This window comes from Cryobacterium inferilacus, assembly GCF_019599185.1.
GTDB classification, from domain to species: Bacteria; Actinomycetota; Actinomycetes; order Actinomycetales; family Microbacteriaceae; genus Cryobacterium; species Cryobacterium inferilacus.
In genome coordinates, this window is the sequence record NZ_JAIEUL010000005.1 from 45,937 (window position 1) to 61,031 (window position 15,095).

Below are 15,095 nucleotides of genomic sequence, written 5' to 3' on the forward strand. Positions count from 1 at the left end.
CTGCGTGTCGCACACCGGCACCCGCGATGACACGAACACCTCGCCAGGTCTCGACAAGCTCGACCAACGGCACCGGTCAGGCGGCGGACGCTGCGGCGGCGGGGGCCACCGATGACTCCAGGCCGTTGCGGCGGGCCACCTCGCCCAGCCAGCTGGCGCTGGGCTTGGGGGTGCGGGCGAAGGTCTGCTTGTCCCAGCCGATCAGGCCGAAGGTGGGCGTGAAGCCAGAGGCCCACTCGTAGTTGTCGAGAGCCGACCAGTGCAGGTAGCCGAGCAGATCGATGCCGTCGTCGATGCAGGCGTGCAGGCCCTCGAGGGCGCCCTGCGTGTAGGCGATCCGGCGGCTGTCGTCGGCGGTGGCGATGCCGTTCTCGGTGACCATGACCGGCACGTGGTCGGTGAGCTCCCAGGCTGCGCGCACGCCGATGCCGGCGGCCGGCGGGAAGAACTCCCACCCGGTGAGAGTGGTCTCCACGTTCTCGGCGACCGGGCGGGGGCCCTCCGGACCGATAAAGGTGCGGGTGTACGCCTGCACGCCGATGAAGTCATCACCCTTCACGTTCTCGAGGTACCAGTCCTCGCGCGGGTGACCGTACTCGACGAGCTTCTCGGCGGCGCCCTCCTCGTCCACGGCCACGAACGCCTGGGTGGCCACGGTCCAGCCGCTCTTCAGGCCGCTCACCTGCGAGAGCACCTCGCGGGAACGCTGGTGCGAGAGCAGCAGGGCATCCGCCACCCGCAGGTCGGGGTCGGGCAGGCCGTGCGCCACCAGATTGGCGGCATCCTCCCCGCCGGCGAGCATCGCGGCGATGTTGGGTTCGTTGATGGTGCACACGTAGTTGACGCCCTCGGCCACGACGGGCAGGGCCAGCTCGGTGTAGCGGGCGAACAGATCCGCGGCATCCGGTGCGCGCCAGAAACCGTCGTTCTCGAACCAGCGCGGCACGGTGAAGTGCATCAGGGTCACGATCGGCTGGATGCCGAACTCGTGGCAGGTGTCGACCATGCGGCGGTAGTGGTCCACCGCGGAGCGAGAGGTGAAGCCGCGCTCCGGCTCGATGCGGGCCCACTCGATGCTGAACCGGTAGGAGTCCAGGCCCAGGTCGGCGAGCAGTTTGATGTCCTCGCGGTAGCGGTGGAAGCTGTCGGCGGCATCACCCGACGGCTCGACCATGGTGGTGTCCTTGGCGTGTTCCTTGGGCCACCAGTTGCTGTTGACGTTGTTGCCCTCGATCTGGTGCGCGGCAGTGGCGGCGCCCCACAGGAAGCCTTGGGGGAAAGTGAGCATGGAAGGATCTCCTTGGGTAGCGGTGATGCGGTGTACAAGACAAAAATCAGCTGGTAGATGCCCAGAACTCGTCGAGCATCGCGGCGGTGAAGCCGGGGTTGTCGAGATTGGGCAGGTGCCCGGCCTGCGGGATGATGCGGTACTCGGCGCCGAGCCGCTCGGCCATCAGCCGTTGGGACGGGACGGGCCAGGCATCGTCGGTGTCGCCGTGCGCGACGAGGGTGGGCACCCGGGTGGCGCGTACGGCAGCGCTGGTATCCGGCGTCGACTGCAGGATGCGGATGCCGCCGAGGATGTTGTCGACCGAGCTGGCCAGCAGGCGGTCACGCACGAACTCGTCGTCGGCGGTGAGCACGGTGCCGGCCGGGTGATCCAGTGCCCAGACGGCCACGGTGCCGTGCTCGGCCACCCGCTCGGCCTCGTTCTCGTGCGAACCTGGCCGGCCGCCGGGGCCGGAACAGAGCAGGGTGAGGTCGGAGAACAACGCGGGGCTGCGCAGCAGCGCGGCTCGGGCGACCAGACCGCCCAGGCTGTGGCCGACCAGGTGCACCGAACCACCCGCGCCGATCTCGTGCGCCACCGTGACGGCATCCGCCGCGAAGTCGTCGAGCCGATAGTTGTCGATGCCGGCCGGGGCGGAGGAGTCGGCTTGGCCGCGTTGGCTGTAACTCACGACCTCCCAGCCGTGCGCCGCGATCAGTGGCAGGAGCAACCGGAAGTCTTCCTTGGACCCGGTGAAGCCGGGCACCAGCAGGGCCACACCGCGGCGCGGGCCCTGCGGCCGCAACCGGAACGCCGTGAGCGGCCCGGCCGCCGTGTCGATGCTGAAATGCTCGATCGCCGGGTCCAGCTGCAGATCGCCGAACGGCACGGTCATGCGACGTCCTTACGCGGGTTGGGGATCGCGTCGAGCAGGCGGATGGTGTAGTCGTCCTGCGGATTCTGCAGCACCGCGGCGGTGTTGCCGGTCTCCACCACGGCTCCCCCGTTGAGCACCATGATGTTGTCGGTGACCACCCGGGCCGAGAGCAGGTCGTGGGTGATGTAGAGCAGGCTCACGCCCCACTGCTCACGCAGGTCTTCGAGCAGTGCGAGCACACCGGCCCGCAGCGACACGTCGAGCATCGAGACGGGTTCGTCGGCGATGATCACCTGCGGGTCGCTGGCCAGCGCCCTGGCGATCACCACGCGCTGGCGCTGACCGCCGGAGAGCTGGTGCGGCAGCTTGGCCGCGAACTCCTCCACCGGGCTCAGGCCCACGATGTCGAGCAGTTCGAGCACCCGGCGGCGGGCTTCGGTGCCGGTCAGGCCGGTGAAGTTCACCACCGGCCTGGTCAGCGCGTACTCCACCGTGTGCAGCGGGTTCAGGGCGGAGTACGGGTCCTGGAAGACCATCTGCACGTCCCGGTGCAGCTTGCGGAAGTGCCGCCGGTTCAGCGTGCCCACGTCGAGGTCGCCGAAACGGATGCTGCCGCTGGTGGGCTTCTCCACCGCGGTGATGAGCTTGGCGATGGTGGACTTGCCCGAGCCAGAGGCGCCGACCAGGGCCAACGCGGCGCCGGGTTCGAGGGTGAACGAGACGTTGTCCACCGCGCGCACCGGCGCCTCACCGCGGCGCGGCGCCGGGTAGACCTTGGAGACGTTCTCGACGATCATGGCGTGCTGGTCGGTGCGTCGGGTTCGCGGCGACACCGTTGGAGTGTGCGTGGCCGCCTCGGTCCGTGCGGCTCCCTCCGCCCTGCGCTGCTGCCGGTCGGCGAAACCGGGCAGTTCCACCACCTCGGCGCGCGGGTCGGCGTAGTGCGAGAGCAGCATCCGGGTGTAGTCGGCCTGCGGGTTCGTGAGGATCTGCCGCGCCGGCGCATCCTCCACGATGCGGCCCTCGTGCATCACCATCACCCGCTGGGCGGATTCGAGCACGATGCCCAGGTCGTGGCTGATCAGGATGGCGGTGAAGTTCTCGCTCTTCTGCAGTTCGATGATGGTGTTCATCACGGCGTGCTGCACGAGTACGTCCAGCGCCGTGGTGGGCTCGTCGAACACCATCAGCTCGGGCTCGAGCGAGAGGGCCAGCGCAATCGAGACCCGCTGCCGCATACCGCCGGAGAGCTCGCCGGGGAACCTGTCGAGCACGGTCGGGGTCAGTTCGACCTTGCCGATCAGCTCGGTGGCGCGGGCGGTCCAGCGGCTTCTCTCGACGTGCCCGTGGGCGCGAAAGATGTCGACGAAGTGGTTGCGGATGCTGCGCACCGGGTTGAGCGCGTTCATGCCGGACTGCAGCACCATGGCGATGCCGCCGTGACGCTGCTCGCGCAGCTGCTCGGCGTCGAGGCTGGCGATGTCCTTGCCGCCGAAGAGGATGCGGCCCTTTTCGATGTGCGCCGGCGGCTTGCTGAGCCCGGTGAGCGCGAAGCCGAGGGTGGACTTGCCAGAGCCGGACTCCCCCACCAGGCCGACGAACTCGCCGTGGGCCAGCCGGAAGGAGACGTTCTGCACGGCCTTGGTGGCCGCCTCGCCGTAGCCGTAGTGCACCGAGAGATCGTGCACCTCGAGCAGGGTGCTGTTGGCGGCCGGCGGGGTCTGGACGAACGGAGACGGGGTCATTTCTTGGTTCCTTCCCGGAGGCGGGGGTTGCTGATGCCGTCGACGCCGAAGTTGATCAGGGTGAGGGAGGTGGCCAGCAGCGCGATGCACAGGCCGGGCGCGAACAGCAGCGCCCACTGCCCGGTGAGGAGCGCGTTGGAGTTCTGCGCCCAGAAGAGCATGGTGCCCCAGCTCACCACCGTGGAGTCGCCGAGGCCGAGGAACTCGAGTCCGGCTTCGGCGAGGATCGCCGCGGTGGCGGCGCCGAAGAAGTTGCCCACGATGAGCGAGGTCATGTTGGGCAGGATCTCGCGGAACACGATGCGGAAGGGGCGTTCGCCGCTGAAGACGGCGGCCGTGACAAAGTCGCGGGAGCGCAGCGACTGGGTCTGGCTGCGCAGCACTCGGGCGCCCCAGGCCCAGCCGGTGATCACGACGACCACGATGATCATGCCGATGCCGCCACCGGAGAGGTACGCGGCGATGACGATCATGAGCGGCAGGCCGGGGATGACCAGGAACAGGTTGACGACGAAGTTGATCACGTCGGCGCCGAACCCGCGCACGTAGCCCCAGCTGAGCCCGATCAGCACGGCGATCACCGTGGAGAGGAGGCCTGCGACGAGGCCGACGAAGATGCTGATCTGCGCGCCGTAGAGCAGCTGGCTGAGCACATCCTCACCGGCGGCGGTGGTGCCCAGCCAGTGGGCAGCGCTGCCGTCGGCGCTCCTCTCGAAACCGGTCTCCCTGGCCCCGTACGGGGCGATCAGCGGGGCGAAGATCGCCAGCAGGATGAAGACGGCGAGCATGACCAGGCCGATGCGGGCCTTGCCGTTGCTCCACACCGTGGAGGCGACGCGGAGGACGACCTTCCAGGGCGACGCAGCCGCGTCGATCGAGGTGATGGGGGCGCGAATGGCCGCGGTGGTCGGTGGCAGTGAGGTGGTCATCGTCGGGTCCTCGGGTCCAGCACGCCGTACAAAATGTCGACGAGGAAGTTGGCGATGAGCACGCTCACGGTGATCATCAGGAAGAGTGCCTGCATCAACGGGTAGTCCTGGTTGGTGACGGCGTTGAAGAGCAGGTAGCCGATGCCCGGGTAGCCGAAGACCTGTTCCACCAGGATCGAGCCACCCACGACACCGCCGAGGGCCAGGCCGAACGAGGTGAGGTTGGGCAGGATGGCGTTGCGGGCGGCGTAGCGCAGGGCGATGGTGCGGGGCTTGAGCCCATTCGCCTCCGCGAAGGTGACGTAGTCGTCGCCGAGGGTGGAGATCATGGTGTTGCGCATCCCCAGGATCCAGCCGCCCAGCGAGGTGATCAGGATCGTCAGCGCCGGCAGCACCCCGTGGTACAGGGCGTCGCCGAGGAACTCGAACGAGAGGTTCGGTTCGGCCGTCGGCCCGTAGGCGCCGGAGGTGGGGAAGAGCCGCAGCACGTGGCCGGCGAAGAACAACAGCAGCAGGGCGGTCCAGAAGTACGGGAAGGCGCTCATGAACGAACCCACCAGGGTGGGCACGCTGTCGAGCCAGGTGCCGCGCTTCCACGCGGCCAGCACGCCGAGCAGGGTGCCGAGGATGAACGCGACCACGGTGACCAGCCCCACCAGCACGAGGGTGTACGGCAGCGCGGCCGAGACCAGCTCCCCCACGCTCTGCGGGTAGAAGGTGTACGAGATGCCGAAGTCCAGCGTGATCACCTGGTGGAGGTAGGCGAGGTACTGCTCGAAGATATTGCCGGTGGGCACGCCCAGTTGGGCTTCGATGGCGGCCTTGGTGGCCTCGGAGACCGGGCCGTTCTGGGCGAGCTTGGCCAGCGCGGCATCCGCCGGCGTGCCGGGCATCAGCCGGGGCAGCAGGAAGTTGACCGTGACGGCCGCCCACAGGGTGAGGGCGAACAGGCCGAGTTTGCGGGCGACGAAGCCCAGGGAGGTGGCCAGCGGGCTCGGCGCGTGCGGCGCATCCGTGGGGCCTGGCCTCGCCGGAGCGAGACCGTCGGCGCCGCGGGGCGCCGCCGTGGTGCTAGTCATCATTGACCTTCTTCAGATTGGTGAGAACGAGGAGCGGAGTGGACTCGTAGGTCTTCGGCGATGCGTACGGGTCGTCGGCACTGGGCCAGCCGGTGAACTTCGCGTCGCTGAACAGGCCCCAGGAGCCGCCGTAGTACAGGCTGATCGACGGGATCTGGTCGTAGACGACCTGCTGCAGCTGGTTGGCCAGGTCGGCCTGCACCTCGGGGTCCAGGGCGATCTTGTATTCGGCGAGGATCTCGTCCACGGCCGGGTCGCTGAAGCGCTCGAAGTTGTTGCTGGCCTCTTCGCCGACGGGCTTGACCCACTCGCTGGAGAGCAGGTTGTTGAAGTCGCGGAAGGTGTTGCCGGTTCCACCGGTGGCTCCCATGGCGAGGTCGTACTCGCCGTTGCGGAGCGCCAGGGTGTACGCGGCGGGCTGCGGGGATTCGACCTTGACGTCGACGCCGATGGCGCCCCACTGCTTCTGCACCTCCTGCACACCCTTGAGCCAGTCGTTGTAGCCGGCGGCCGTGGTGATCGTGAGGCTGAGTTGGGCACCGGATGCGTCGACGAGCTTGCCGCCCTGCTGCGTGTAGCCGGCCGCGGCGAAGTACTCCAACGCCTGGTCGGTGTCCTGGGTGATCAAGCCGGAGTCGGGAATCTCGGGGTTGAGCACATCCGCCTGGTTGGGCAGCAGGATGTTGGTCTGGCCGGCCGGGTCCATGTAGCCCTCGGCGGCGGCATCGCCGACCATGCCGCGGTCCAGCGCCGTGGAGAGCCCCTGACGCACATTGACGTCGTTGAACGGCGCCTTGGTGAGGTTGGGGAACAGGGCGATGGTTCCGCCCGGCGGGAACCAGTAGGTGTTCTGGTTGCCGGCATCCACCCACGCGCCCTCGACGTCGCTGATGAAGGAGTAGGCCCAGTCGTACCCCTTGGTGGCCACGTCCAGCTGGGTGTTGGTGGCGGGCAGGATCAGGTGCTCTGCGGCGACAGTGTCGGCCCGCCAGTAGTCCTGGAACTTGTCGACGGTGTACTGCTGAGCGGCGAAGTTGCCCAGGGTGTACGGGCCGGTGCCGACGGGGTCGGGGTTCCGCCAGGTGGTGGGGTCCTCCACGTCGGCCCAGATGTGCTCCGGCACGATCAGGGTGGTGGAGGCGATCAGCTGGGCGGCGGGCACGTCGGGGGCGGTGAGGTGCACGGTGACGGTGTCGTCGCCGACCTCGAAGGTGTCGATGTAGCTCCAGATGCCCTGCAGGTCGAGCGACGGGTTGTCCTTCAGCAGCTGGAAGGTGAAGCCCACGTCCGCCGCGGTGAAGTCCTCACCGTCTGACCAGGTCACGCCGTCACGGATGTCGAAGACGATGGTGGACGGGTCGGGCTGGGTGTACCCGGTGGAGAGCCACGGGTGTTCCTCGGCGTTGAGGTTGTCGAGCACGATCAGCGGCTCGTACATGTAGAACGCCGCGACCCGCTTGTTGATCATGAACGGGTTGAAGTTCTTCTCGAACAGCGGGGAACCGTTGTCCGCCGCGACGAGCATGGTGTCGTCGGGGATGGACGGATCGGGCGCGCTCTGGATCTGGATACTGCACGCGGCGAGCGTGGAGGCGGCGACGGCCAGGGCGGCGACGGCCAGCGTTCGGCGCGCAAGCGTCAGACGGAGAGGCCCTGATCGGGGCCGAGATCGAGTGGGTTGCATCATTACTACCGGTTTTCCTCAGTCATCGTTGAGCTGATCGCGCCGAGGGTGGACCGGCGGCGCGGGATCTGTGTGCTGATTGTATGCGCATACATTCCCAGGACGCAAGCATCCTCACCTTTTTGGCGCTGAGTCCCGCTCAGACGCGCGGGCAGCTCTCCCGCAGCACGACCTCGACGGGAAGGGTGAACGCCTGCGGGTCGAGGGTGGGATCGTCCAGCCTGACGGTGATGGCGTGCACGGCGGCACGGCCCAGTTCCACCATCGGCTGGTGCACCGTGGTCAGCCGCGGCCGGGAGTGCCGGCCGGCCGTGATGCCGTCGAAGCCCGTGACTAGCACATCCTCCGGCACACGGATGCCGCGTTGCTCGAGCACGTCGAGCACCCCCAGGGCGGTCTCGTCGTTGGAGCAGAGGATGGCGCGAGGCCGGCGCTCCGCCAGCACGCGCGCGGCGGTGGCCCGGCCGCCGTCGCGGGTGAAGTCGCTGCGCAGGATGCGCACATCCGCCTCGGCCACACCGGAGTCGGTGAGGGCGTCCCGAAAGCCGGCGAGCCGTTCGGTGTCGTCGGGGGAATCGGTGGGGCCGGCGATGTAGACCACGTCGTGCACGCCGTGGTCCTGCAGCACGTAGTTGGCCAGGGTGCGCATGCCGGGTCCGTTGCTCGCGCTGACGTGGTCGAAGGAGTCGGCGCGCTGGGCGCCGGCCAGAATGACCACGGGGATGCGCCTGGCCACATAGGCGAGCAGCTCGTCCGGCACGGTGCGGGCGAGCACGGCGAGGCCGTCCACGCGGCCGGCAATGTCGGTGACCAGGGCCTCGCGACTGGCGCCCCGCCCTGCGGCGACCATGAGCGCGAACCCGCGCCGCCAGGCCTCGATCTCTGCGCCGCGCAACACCTCGTCGAAATACAGGTTCTCGGTGTCGGAGGAGGTGTCGGCGTCGTCGTCGACGATGGGCACGGTGTCGCCGCGCGCCGAGTCGACGGGCTGGTCCGGCACGGTTTCGTCGTGGCCGGGAAAGAACAGCCCGATCACGTTGGTGCGCCGGGCGGCCAGACCGCGGGCCGCGGCGCTCGGCACGTAGCCGAGCTCGGTGACGGCGGCGAGCACACGCTGCCTGGTGTGCTCCCGCACCGCATCCGGTGAGCGCAGCACGCGCGAGACCGTGGCGATCGATACCCCGGAGCGCTCGGCGACGTCGTAGACCGTGGGTGCTTTGGCCACGAACGCTCCTCGCCTCTGGAATGCCTCTGGAATGCCGCAGCGCTGCCGCGGGGCCCGCCGCCGCTGCGGGGGTGTCTTGCCATCGTACGGCCGCTTCTGTGCCCGTTCCGGACAATTGCGCCCGGCACACCGGGCGCAATTGTCCGCACGGGCAACAGTTGGGGCCGGTCAGACACCCTCGCGGGCGCTCAGCCGGCCCGAGCGCACGGCCTCGAGGAAGGCCTCGTAGTCCCTGGTGTTCTGGTCTGCGTACCGGCGGGAGAAGTCGGTGACCGCCTTGTCGAACTTGTCGCTGCCGCCCAGGTAGGCCGCGATGGCGATCGGGTCGCCCGAACGGGCGTGCGCCCTGGCCAGGGTCCACCCGCAGGCGTGCGCGTAGAACGTCATGCCCATCGGCACCATCGCCTCCACGACCGCGGAGCCCTTCATGTCACGTAGCTGCCGCCAGTACAGGTAGCGGTCGGCCTGCACTCCCCTGGTCCAGCCCAGAAAGATGTCGCTGGCGGCCTGCATCATCCGCTGCCCCTGCACCACCCGTTCACCGGGCTGGTCGTATTCGCTGGCCGGCAGGTGGTCTTCGAGCACGGATGCGGTGGCCTCCTTCACCTGCAGGAACAATGGGTCCTGCTCGTCGCGCCCCTCCAGCAGGGCGATGAAAGCCCGGTTGCCGACGCTGCCGACCCCGACCACCTTGTGGGCCACATCCACCACCCGGAAGCGTTCGAGCAGGTGGCGCCGGTCGGGCGGGAGGGCGGCCCGGTAGGAGGCGAGTTGCTGGCGGACGGCGGCTTCGGCCTCCTCTGCGCTCGCCCCGAGGGCGGAGCCGAAGTCGCGCACGGGAACCACGAGGGGCGGTTGGCTGATGATCCTGTAGTGCCCGTCGACGAGCTCGGCGAGTTTCGCGAGGGCCTGCATGCTGTCCCGGGTCCGAGCCTTGGCGGTGCCCCTGCGGGCGTTCTTCTCCAGCGCCTTCGAGGTCTTCTTGGCCAACTTGCCCTTCTGCGTGGCCCGAGCCATGTCCATGGCGCTGACCAGCTCGGCTTCCGAGAGCTGGGAGTACCAGATGTCCAGTGTGCGCATCCCGGCGAATCGCGCCATGCCCTCCCGGTACGACCGCACGACGTTCAGCGTGACGGTGCGCACGTCCTCGTCGGTGAAGCCGTTGTTACGCGCGGCGATGGTGAAGCTCGCGGCCAGGCGCAGCACGTCGTATTCGAACGGGCCCGGCAGGGTCTCGTCGAAGTCGTTGAGGTCGAAGAGCAGATTGCGCTCCGGGGAGGCGAAGACGCCGAAGTTGGACAGGTGCGCGTCTCCGCAGAGCTGCACGATCAGCCCCGCGCGCGGGGTGTGCGCCAGGTCGGCCGCCATGATCTTGGCGGCTCCGCGGTAGAACGTGAACGGTGACACCATCATGCGGCCGTGCCGCACGGGCACGAGGTCGGGCACCCGGGTGCGGTTCTGTTCCTCGAGTAGGGCCACGGGGTCGGACCGGTCGTCGGCCGGCTCCCAGCCACGGAGGCCTCCGACCGGGGCGTGCGCCCTGGCGGCCTTGCCGGCGGCGGCACGTTCGGCCACGCTCGGATGTGCGTCTGCGGGCGGATGCTCGTTCATGCGTTCACCGTCGCCCCCGGCAGTAGCGCTGTCAATGCCACGGGCCGACGCCGGAATCACCGACACCCCCGTGCAACAGACACAGGGCGGGCAAGGTTTCCCTTGCCCGCCCTGTGGCGTGTTGCGTGTTGCGTGCTGCTACTTGGCGGTCACCGTGAGCAGTGCGTCTCCGACGGACACGTGGCCGGTGGCGGCCTGGTCGATGGAGCCGAACTTCTTCGGGTTCGTCACGAGCACCGGGGTGATCAGCGAGTAGCCGGCCGCCTCGATCACGGCACGGTCGAAGGTCACCAGCGGGGTACCCGCCTCGACCTTGTCGCCGGCCTTGACCTTCACGTCGAAGCCCTTGCCGGCCAGGTTCACGGTGTCGATGCCCACGTGGATGAGCATTTCGATGCCGCCCTCCAGCATCAGGCCGAAGGCGTGCCCGGTCGGCTGGGCGACCAGCACCTTGCCAGCGGTCGGAGCGAAGACGGTATCTCCGGTCGGGTCGACGCCAACGCCGAGTCCGACGATGCCCTTGCTGAACACGGGGTCAGGCACCTCATCGAGCGGAACGACGACGCCCTCGACCGGCGAACCGATCGTGGCCACGACGGTGGCGACCATGGTGGCCGTGCCGGCACCGGCGGGTGCGGCATCCGTGGCGGTTGCGGCGGCAACGGGTGCGGCGACAGTCACGACGGGAGCGTTCTTCGCGTCCTGCATGGCGGTGTCGGCGGCGAGCTGAGCGGCCGCTTCGGCCTTCTGCTCCGGCGACAGGTAGCCGGAGAGGATCACGAGGATCATCGCGGTGAAGAACGACGCGGCGACGGCAGCGGCGTACAGCGGGATGTTGTTGAACGCCGGGATCGTGAGCAGCGAGGTGAACACGAACGCGTTGGTCGTGACGCCACCGCCGATGCCGATGATGACACCACCGACGAGGCAGCCGACGAGCATGCGCGGGTAGATGCGCTTGAACCGCAGGTGGATGCCGTACAGCGACGGTTCGGAGATACCACCGAGCAGGCCGGCGGCAAGAGCACCCGTCGCTGTCTGCTTCATCTGGCTGTTCTTGGCACGGATGGCCAGGACGAGCACACCGGCGGTGGCACCGAAGCAGGCGAAGTTCCAGGCGCCCATGGGGCCCTGGATGAAGTCATAGCCGAGGGACTGGATGTTCAGCAGCATCACGGCGTTCAGCGGCCAGTGCAGGCCCAAGGGAACCATGAACGGGTAGGCCAGCGGGATGACGATCGCGAAGATGAGCGGTGAGAAGTCATTGATGGACTTGAGGAACTCGCCGATGGCCGCTCCGCCGAAGACACCGATCGGGCCGATGAGGAAGGCGGTGACCGGGATCATGACGAGCATGCTCAGGAACGGCACGAAGATCAGCTGCACGCTGGCCGGGATGATCTTCTTCAGACCCTTGGTGAGGAGGCCGAGAACGACCGCCATCAGCAGCGGCGGGAAGACCTGCGAGCTGTAGTCGGTGACGGTGAGCGGCAGGCCGAAGATCGAGACGATGGCGGCCTTGCCGTCGAACACGGTCTGGGCGCCGTCGGTGGCGGCCAGGGCGGAGAAGCCCGGCAGCATGACGACGGCCATGATGCCGAAGCCGACCCACGGGTCGGCACCGAGGCGCTTGGAGGCGTTGTAGGCGACCATGAGGGGCAGGAAGACGAAGACGCCCTGCCACATCAGGTTGATGAAGGCCCAGCCGGGTTCGAGCGTGACGCCGGGTGCGTTCCAGGCGGGGATGACACCGAGGGTGGCCATCAGTGCCATGAAGGTGATGAAGAGCGAGGCACCCAGCAGTGCGCCCAGGATCGGGCGGAAGGAGTCGGAGAGCACCTCGAAGAACGTGTCGAGCCCGGCGAACTTACCGCGGGGGCCCTTGGCGCGCTCGGCGGCCTTGATGTCATCGGCGCTTTCGCCGGTTCCGATTTTCTTCATCGAGGGGAGCGCGAGGATCTCGTTGTACACGGTCTCGACGGCGCCGCCGATGACGACCTGGTAGCGGTCGCCGCTCTGCGGCACGGCGCCCAGGACGACCGGGATGGCTTCGACAACAGCCTGGTCGATCACGGATGCGTCCTTGAGCGTGAAGCGCAGGCGGGTCGCACAGTGGGTGAGGTGCACGACGTTGTCGGCCCCTCCGATGCTTTGGATAATGTCTCCAGCGGGTGTTGACGCCACCTGGGTCTCCTTCTGGTGTTCATGCCAAGCGCGCATTGCCACTTGGAACAGCTCAACACGAACCAGGATGGTCGGCTGAGAATCGGCTGTTAAGTTCAACAGGCCGGTTGTAATTTACACCGTCGGACCACTGCCGAAGGTCCCGCTATCTTGTCAACGGCTGCGTTCGTGCTGGTCACAGCGCAAAAAAATGAGGGAGTGCTCATTTTTTCGCCGGCTGCGGCCCGGGCACGCCCGCCGCGCGCCGCTACAGGTCGCTCAGCAGGGCGAGACCAGCGCGGTCCACCGAGGCCGATCTCGCTGTCAGCACCACGGCAGCCGTGCCAGCCCGCCGATCCAGGCTCAGCCAGCTGTGGAATCCGCCGGTCTCGCCGTTGTGGAAAGTGATCGGCCGGTCCTTGAGGTCCACGGTGATCCAGGCGGCACCGATCCGGGCGCGACCGGCCATCGGCGCCACCGGATCCAACGCGCTCAGTCCGGGCGCTGTGGAGTCCACCAGCGCCGCCGCGAGCCGCGCCATGTCGCCGATCGACGCGCGGATACCCCCCGCCGGTGCGATGGCCGCGCCCGTCCACGGTTCGCGGGGCCGACCGTTCCGGCTGCGACCGACCAGGGCGACCTGGCTCAATTCGCCGGGGTGCGCGGGCGTGTACATCCCGGTGAGCTGCAGCGGCTTGCTCAGACGCTGCTCGACCAGGTCGGGGTAGCTCAGTTGTGCGGCCGCGGCCACAGCGTGGCCGAGCAGTTCGAAGCCGAGATTGGAGTACTTCGGGCGAGGCCGGCCCAGGCGCACGCCGCGCGCCTGCTCCAGGAGTTCCTCCACGCTCTCTCCGTACGGGTTCGTCCCGTGCCGCCACAGCGCGAAACTGCGCCGAAGCACCTGCGACGATGGCGGCAGCCGGGGCACGCCAGAGGAGTGTGTGCTCAGCGCGGCCAGGGTCACCCCGGCCACGGCGCTGCCATCCAGCGGCAGCAGGTCACCCAGGGTGCTGTCCGGCTGCACCTCTCCCCGATGGAGGGCGTCGACGTAGAGCAGTCCGGTGATGCCCTTCGAGAGCGAGCCGATCTCGAAATCGGCCGCGGGCTCGCATCCGTGTACGGCGACTCTCACGGCACCGGCAGAGACGGTGGCGACGGCCGCCACCGGATGCCGCGAACCCAGCCGGGTGGTGAGCCACCGGTTCAGGTCCACCTCAGCGTCCACGGCGCCCGTCACCGCCCCGCTCCGTTCGCCGGCCTCGCGGGTGAATCCGGCTCAACGATTGACCCCTCAGCGGGCACACCCGACGCCCGGTGCACCGGCGGGCCAGCCAGGCCGACGTGTTCGGAGTAGCAGGTGAAGGCGATCGGCAGACCCCTGGCCACGCCGAGGTTCGCGCTGTCCATGGCCTGCAGGTGCAGGTGCGGCTGGGTGGAATTGCCGGAATTGCCGCAGCGGGCGACCGGTTGACCCGTCGTCACGGACTCGCCGACGCCGACGAGGATCGACTCGGCCCGTAGATGCACCAGGGCGAGGAATCCGGCGCCATCGGTCAGCTCGATGATGACGTGGTTGCCGGCGATCGCGGCCACACCGGCCCGCACCCGCGCCGCCTGCCCCAGGGCGTACGGCAGGAGAGCGAGTGGAGACCGGCGGGCCTGGTGATCACCCTCGCCGTCGTGTACGGCGATGACCGAGCCGGCGGCGGGAGCGAGGACGCTCCGGCCGAACCCGACGAACCGGTCAGGGGGTTCCGTGCCGAACACGGTTGCCCAGTCGCGCGTTCCCGCGGTGCGGCCCCACTCATCGACGCCGACGAAATCGATCGCATAGCGCTCGCCGAACAGGTCGCTTCCATGACTGGGCACCCGCTGGGCCGGACTGTTCTGCACCAGCCACCGGCCGGAGAAAGGTAGAGACAGCAGAACGGGCCGCGGGGATCTCTCCTCCGCGGCCCGTTCGTGGCTCATGCGCTCAACCTAGACTGATCAGCTGTTGCTGGCGACCTCGCGGCGCGGCAGAACCCAGCCCGGCCGCACGAAGTGGCAGGTGTAGCCGTTGGGGTAGTTCTGCAGGTAGTCCTGGTGCTCGGGCTCGGCCAGCCAGAAGTCGCCCAGCGGTTCAACCTCGGTCACGACCGGGCCTGGCCAGATGCCGGATGCGTCGACATCGGCGATGGTGTCGCGGGCGACCCGCTCCTGCTCGGCATCCGCGTAGAAGATCGCGGAGCGGTAGCTGCGGCCGCGGTCGTTGCCCTGACGGTCCTTGGTCGACGGGTCGTGGATCTGGAAGAAGAATTCCAGCATCGCACGGAAACTGGTGCGCTCGGGGTCGAAGGTGATCTCGATGGCCTCGGCGTGGTCGCCGTGGTTGCGGTAGGTAGCGTTGGGGGTGTCGCCGCCGGTGTAACCGACCCGGGTGGAGAGCACGCCGGGCTGCTTGCGCACAAGCTCCTCGACGCCCCAGAAACAGCCGCCCGCCAGTGTCGCCTTCTCAGTTGTTGCGCTCATG

General features: G+C 68.4%; 12 protein-coding genes. All 12 read right to left on the reverse strand.

Annotated features, from left to right (window positions below):
* Positions 1 to 76 precede the first annotated feature (76 nt).
* The 12 genes from K2F54_RS06295 to msrA all read right to left on the reverse strand — a co-directional run bounded on the left by K2F54_RS06295 (position 77) and on the right by msrA (position 15,094).
* Complete coding sequence (locus K2F54_RS06295) at positions 77 to 1,288, reverse strand: glycoside hydrolase family 1 protein (RefSeq protein WP_220605014.1); 1,212 nt, start codon at positions 1,286 to 1,288, stop codon at positions 77 to 79.
* 46 nt (positions 1,289 to 1,334) lie between these two features.
* Positions 1,335 to 2,165, reverse strand: coding sequence for an alpha/beta fold hydrolase (locus K2F54_RS06300; protein ID WP_220605015.1), 831 nt, complete (start codon positions 2,163 to 2,165; stop codon positions 1,335 to 1,337).
* Positions 2,162 to 3,892: an ABC transporter ATP-binding protein gene (locus K2F54_RS06305; RefSeq protein WP_220605016.1), complete on the reverse strand. Its 1,731-nt coding sequence runs from the start codon at positions 3,890 to 3,892 to the stop codon at positions 2,162 to 2,164. The genes K2F54_RS06300 and K2F54_RS06305 overlap by 4 nt, the downstream gene beginning before the upstream one ends.
* Entirely contained in the window at positions 3,889 to 4,821 is a 933-nt protein-coding gene (locus tag K2F54_RS06310) for an ABC transporter permease (RefSeq protein ID WP_220605017.1), read from the reverse strand. Before K2F54_RS06310 ends, K2F54_RS06305 begins: the two co-directional genes overlap by 4 nt.
* Positions 4,818 to 5,900 carry an ABC transporter permease gene (locus K2F54_RS06315; protein ID WP_374107270.1) on the reverse strand — a complete coding sequence of 361 codons (1,083 nt, stop codon included), beginning with the start codon at positions 5,898 to 5,900 and terminating at the stop codon, positions 4,818 to 4,820. The genes K2F54_RS06310 and K2F54_RS06315 overlap by 4 nt, the downstream gene beginning before the upstream one ends.
* Positions 5,893 to 7,587: an ABC transporter substrate-binding protein gene (locus tag K2F54_RS06320; RefSeq protein ID WP_255576783.1), complete on the reverse strand. Its 1,695-nt coding sequence runs from the start codon at positions 7,585 to 7,587 to the stop codon at positions 5,893 to 5,895. The genes K2F54_RS06315 and K2F54_RS06320 overlap by 8 nt, the downstream gene beginning before the upstream one ends.
* A gap of 136 nt (positions 7,588 to 7,723) precedes the next feature.
* Positions 7,724 to 8,809: a LacI family DNA-binding transcriptional regulator gene (locus K2F54_RS06325; protein WP_220605018.1), complete on the reverse strand. Its 1,086-nt coding sequence runs from the start codon at positions 8,807 to 8,809 to the stop codon at positions 7,724 to 7,726.
* Between the two features lie 168 nt (positions 8,810 to 8,977).
* The gene (locus K2F54_RS06330; protein WP_220605019.1) at positions 8,978 to 10,420 is read right to left on the reverse strand and encodes a DUF2252 domain-containing protein; all 1,443 of its coding nucleotides are present in this window, start codon (positions 10,418 to 10,420) and stop codon (positions 8,978 to 8,980) included.
* 138 nt (positions 10,421 to 10,558) lie between these two features.
* Positions 10,559 to 12,604 (reverse strand): glucose PTS transporter subunit IIA, encoded by a 2,046-nt coding sequence (locus tag K2F54_RS06335; RefSeq protein ID WP_220605020.1) that lies wholly within the window; start codon positions 12,602 to 12,604, stop codon positions 10,559 to 10,561.
* Positions 12,605 to 12,851: 247 nt separating this feature from the next.
* Entirely contained in the window at positions 12,852 to 13,820 is a 969-nt protein-coding gene (locus tag K2F54_RS06340; RefSeq protein ID WP_308287544.1) for a serine hydrolase domain-containing protein, read from the reverse strand.
* On the reverse strand, positions 13,817 to 14,554 hold the full coding sequence (locus tag K2F54_RS06345; RefSeq protein WP_220605021.1) for a M23 family metallopeptidase: 738 nt from the start codon (positions 14,552 to 14,554) through the stop codon (positions 13,817 to 13,819). Before K2F54_RS06345 ends, K2F54_RS06340 begins: the two co-directional genes overlap by 4 nt.
* Before the next feature lie 18 nt (positions 14,555 to 14,572).
* Positions 14,573 to 15,094: a peptide-methionine (S)-S-oxide reductase MsrA gene (msrA, locus tag K2F54_RS06350; protein ID WP_220605022.1), complete on the reverse strand. Its 522-nt coding sequence runs from the start codon at positions 15,092 to 15,094 to the stop codon at positions 14,573 to 14,575.
* Between the last annotated feature and the right edge of the window lies 1 nt (position 15,095).